This window comes from Psychrobacter sp. (assembly GCF_035469765.1).
Classification (GTDB): Bacteria; Pseudomonadota; Gammaproteobacteria; order Pseudomonadales; family Moraxellaceae; genus Psychrobacter.
This window is the reverse complement of sequence record NZ_DATIRM010000096.1, coordinates 1-5,217: the sequence shown is the minus strand read 5'-3', so window position 1 is coordinate 5,217 and position 5,217 is coordinate 1. Positions and strand designations below refer to the sequence as shown.

At 42.6% G+C, this 5,217-nt stretch carries 2 protein-coding genes and 1 pseudogene; all 3 read left to right on the top strand.

The genetic code is table 11. The features are described from left to right. On the top strand, positions 1–718 hold a 718-nt coding region (locus VLN09_RS02660), incomplete at its 5' end, for an EAL domain-containing protein (protein WP_325243663.1). A gap of 337 nt (positions 719–1,055) precedes the next feature. Continuing rightward, positions 1,056–2,849, top strand: coding sequence for an acyl-CoA dehydrogenase C-terminal domain-containing protein (locus VLN09_RS02655; protein WP_325243662.1), 1,794 nt, complete (start codon positions 1,056–1,058; stop codon positions 2,847–2,849). A gap of 295 nt (positions 2,850–3,144) precedes the next feature. Beyond that, positions 3,145–4,929: pseudogene (locus VLN09_RS02650) on the top strand (acyl-CoA dehydrogenase C-terminal domain-containing protein). The last annotated feature ends 288 nt before the right edge of the window (positions 4,930–5,217 follow it).

Genomic DNA, 5,217 nt, shown 5'->3' with positions numbered 1-5,217 from the left:
CAAATTCGCTCTAGATACAGGCGATATTTCAGGCTTTGAAGCTTTAGTACGCTGGCAGCATCCTACCCGTGGTTTACTAAAACCTATCAATTTTATTGATGCCCTCATCTCTCACAAATTATCGCTTGAGCTATTCTCTCAGATGGCAAACCAAATCGCTGAGCAGTTAACGATTTGGCAAAAACTCGGCTTTGACCAACACATTTGTATCAATGCCGATGCCGCCGAATTCAGTAATCCAGAATTTTTTGATGTGGTCAGAAATTTACTGCTACAGCATCGGATTGCAGCACATCAGTTACATATTGAAGTGACAGAATCTTCTTTGATAAAACGTCATGATAATGTCAAAAAACAGCTTGACCTGCTAAAGGAGCTCGGAATTTGCTTGGCTTTAGATGATTTTGGTACCGGCTACGCTTCTTTGAGTTATCTGCAAGAGTATCCATTTGACTTTATTAAAATCGACAAAAGCTTTATCTCCAAAATTGTGGAGGATAAAACCCAGCGCGCTATTGTTAAAGCGATTTTGGCATTGGCACAGGCACTTGACATGCAGGTCATTGCTGAGGGCATCGAAAACGAACAGCAGCGCGATTTTTTATTGGCTATGGGGTGTCAATACGGTCAAGGCTATTGGTTTGGCAAACCTATGTCGGCTGAGGCGGCAACCAATATGCTAGTGCAACAACATTTGTCAAAAAATAATGATAAGTAGAAGGCTAATATAAAAGCCTATTTATTAAATGACTCTAAACTGATTATTAAATATCATAGCCCGTAAGCTATATTGCACATAGGATGCAAGACAGGTTGATGACTTATCAGTCTTGTCACCAAACTTGTATATTTTCCAGTGAACGCCTATCTTTTACCAAGAATTTACAGATACGGTCTTAATTCTTTTCTCTCTTCTCAATGTTATTTCATATGATCGGTGTCGTTGTTTGTTAATAATGCAGACACATCCCATGCCAGCAAGATACTAGCAATTCAAACTTAAAAATACAGTTATGCTATCGCTATCGGTCATACACTAAAAAGGACAGGAAGTTATGCAATATAAAGCACCCCTACGTGATATCCAATTCGTGATGCATGAGTTACTTGACAGCGAAAGTCACTATAAAACCTTGCCAGCTTTTCAAGAAGCAGATCGCGAGTTGATGGACAGCCTGTTTGAGATGGCAGCAAGCTTTGCTGAAAACGAGCTGTCACCATTGAACCAAAGCGGTGATGCTGAAGGCTGCCAATTTAATAACGGTCAAGTGACGACACCAAAAGGTTTTAAAGAAGCATATAAGCAATACTGTGAGCTTGGCTTCCCAGCTTTGTCCGCTGAAGAAGCATTCGGTGGTCAAAACATGCCATTTTCATTGTCAACTGTCATCAATGAGATGGTTGGTACGGCTAACTGGTCATTCTCGATGTATCCTGGATTATCGCATGGTGCCATTCAAACCATCGAACACCATGGTACGGACGATCAAAAACAAACTTACTTAGAAAAAATGGTAAGCGGCGAATGGTCAGGCACTATGTGTTTGACTGAAGCACATGCCGGCTCTGACTTGGGTATTATCCGCACCAAAGCTGAACCGAATACTGATGGCAGTTATAGCATTACTGGTCAAAAAATCTTTATCTCAGCGGGTGAGCATGACTTAGCGGACAATATCATTCATATCGTCTTGGCTCGTCTGCCAGGCGCGCCTGCTGGCACCAAAGGTATATCGCTGTTTATTGTACCTAAAATCATGGTCAATGAAGACAACAGCTTGGGCGAAAACAATCAAGTCGTTTGTGGTTCTATCGAGCACAAAATGGGTATCAAAGCCTCAGCGACTTGTGTCATGAACTTTGATGGCGCTACTGGCTATCTGATTGGTCCAGAAAATCGCGGTCTACAGTGCATGTTTACTTTTATGAACGTTGCCCGTATCGGCACAGCTGTACAAGGTGTAACCGCTGCAGAATACGCATTCCAAGGCTCATTAGCTTATGCTAAAGACCGTCTAGCGATGCGTTCAATATCTGGTGCTAAGGCGCCAGAAAAAGCAGCTGACCCAATCATCGTACATCCAGCAGTTCGTAATATGCTATTGACCGAAAAAGCCTTTGCCGAAGGTGGTCGTGCCTTGGTTTATTATCTCTCACATTTTGCCGATACCGTCGCAAAAGGTGAAGGCGATGAGCTGAAATTTGCTGACCAAATGCTGTCACTATTGACACCGATTGCTAAAGCTTTCTTGACTGAAACGGGTCTGGAAGCGGCTAACCATGGCGTACAGGTTTATGGTGGTCATGGCTTTATCAGCGAATGGGGTATGGAGCAAAACGTCCGTGATACACGCATTGCTTGCTTATACGAAGGCACGACTGAAATTCAAGCGCTAGACTTACTAGGTCGCAAAGTGCTCGGCTCACAAGGTAAATTGCTTTCAAACTTTGTTAAAATCATCCAAACATTCTGTGAAGAAAACCAAGATAATGATGAGATGGGTCAATTTATTCGCCCACTTGCCAAGCATTTAAAAGAATGGGGCGATTTGACCGCACGTATCAGCATGCAAGCGACTGAAAACCCAGAAGCAGTTGGCGGTGCGGCGGTTGACTATATGTATTTTAGCGGTTACGTGACGCTTGCCTACTTATGGGCCCGTATGGCATTAGTAGCACAAACCGAAATCGTCAATGGTAGCAGCGAGCATGCATTCTATGATGCCAAAGTAAAAACAGCACAGTTCTATTTTGCTAAATTGCTGCCACGTACAACGACTCACGTACAGCGTATCAGCACTGGTGTTGAACCGTACATGACGATGGATGTTGACCAATTTGCGTTTTAATAAACACTAAAAGCGCTTGAGTGATCATTTTTTTGCTGCGCTAAATAAGGCATCCTCTATCGGCAACATACCAAGGTGTGTTGCCGATTTTGTTATTAACGATTGAAAAACTGCTATAGTCAGTTTTTGAATCGAATGATAAACACTTTTGGTGTACGCATAATTCACGAACAAATACACCCGTTCATATGCTAATTTGCTAAACTATAGCAATGAATAGTGAAGCCTAACTCAAAAAACCTCTTGAAAAATTTTGTCCAACTCACTTTTATTTATTTAAACCAAAGGAATGTTTATGGCCGTTTATAATGCCCCTCTTAACGACATGCGCTTTATTTTAACTGACGTATTTAAAGCGCCACAATTTTGGCAAAATAACGAAAACTTAGCTCATGTCGACATGGAAACAGTCGATATGATTCTGGAAGAAATGGCAAAACTGTCAAAAAACATTCTACTACCTATCAACCGTAGCGGCGATGAAGAAGGCGCAACCTTTCATGGTGATGGTGTCGTCACTACCCCAACTGGATTCAAAGAAGCTTACAAGCAATTTGCTGAATCAGGTTGGGTTGGTTTAAGTGGTAACGCTGAATACGGTGGTCAAGGCTTCCCAAAAATGGTTACCATGCTGACTGAAGAGATGGTTTTCACTGCTAACCAATCATTTGCCCTCTACCCCAACCTAACGGTTGGTGCGACACTTTGCTTAAATGCCGCTGCTTCTGAAGAGCAAAAGCAAACCTATCTAGAAAAAATGTACAACGGTGAATGGGCTGGTACCATGTGCTTGACCGAGCCACATGCCGGTACTGACTTAGGTATCATCAAAACCAAAGCTATCCCTAACGATGACGGTAGCTACGACATCTCTGGCACCAAAATCTTTATCACCGGCGGTGAGCATGACCTCACTGACAATATCATTCATTTGGTATTGGCAAAAACACCTAATGCACCAGAAGGCTCTAAAGGTATCTCACTATTTGTGGTACCGAAGTTCTTGGTCAACGAAGATGGTAGCTTAGGCGAGCGCAACACCTTAGCAGTCGGCTCTATCGAGCACAAAATGGGTATCAAAGCATCTGCAACTTGTGTGATGAACTTTGACAGCGCCAAAGGCTGGATGGTTGGTGCAGAAAATACCGGTCTGTCATCAATGTTTATCATGATGAACTATGAGCGTGTAACCATGGGTCTACAAGGTCTTGGTGGTTCTGAGCTTGCCTATCAAAATGCGGCGCTATATGCCAATGACCGTGGTCAAGGTCGTAGCGATACGCAGATTCAAAGCCCAGAGAAACCAGCCGATGCGATCATTCATCATGCCGATGTACGCCGCATGCTATTGAATGCTAAAGCCAACACTGAAGCATCACGTTGTTTTGCGATGTACGTGGCCAAAAATCTTGATGCAGAGAAGTTTAGTACTGATCCTGAAGCTGCTCAAGCAGCAGCTGCTCGTGTTGCACTATTGACACCCGTTGCTAAAGCATTCTTAACCGACAAAGCACTAGAAGCCACCATTGATTGCCAGCAAGTATTTGGTGGTCATGGCTATATCCGCGAATGGGGTATGGAGCAAATCGTTCGTGATACTCGTATTGCCCAGATTTATGAAGGCACTAATGGTATCCAATCACTTGACCTATTAGGTCGTAAAGTGGCTCGTAATAATGGCAAATATGTCACCCATTTCTTAAGTGAAATTCGTGATTTTGTCAATAACATGCAAGCAGATCATGGCATCAAGCAAGCAACACTGGGCGCTGCTGATACGATTGAAGAGCTAACCACGACTGTCTTAAATAACATTGGTGAGCGTAAGAATGAAGTTAACGGCTGTGCTGTTGACTACATGCACGCTTTTGGTTACCTCGCTAACTCGTACATGTTTGCATGAATGGTCGAAGCAGCTAACTGTAAAGAATGTGATTTCTACACCAATAAAGCGAAGCTTGCCGATTTTTTCCTTGGCCGTATCTTGCCACGTATCGATGCTCATGCTCAGATGGTTAAAGCTGGTAGTGACCCGATGATGAACTTTGACCTTAATTACTTTGACGTACCTGCTAGCTAATTGTTTACTTTTATAATAAAGTAAGCCCTACCGCACTATGATAAAGGGGACAGTCACGCTACTGTCCCTTTTTTTGCCAAAAATATCTTCACAGAAATTGACACTACCATCATCAAAATACATGCTAACAAAATAGTTGATTATTGATGAGCCGTTACGATTAAAATAACGTAAGGCTAAGCGCATTGTGCTTAATAAAAATATCCTGCAATATCAAAGTGGATGCCTTGTCAATTGAGGAGAGCATGTATTACAACAGTGATAACCACAACAATCACTATCAGCAAA

Excerpts from the sequence above, each read along its gene's own strand:
- VLN09_RS02655 (WP_325243662.1), top strand. The coding sequence starts at position 1,056 with ATGCAATATAAAGCACCCCTACGTGATATCCAATTCGTGATGCATGAG.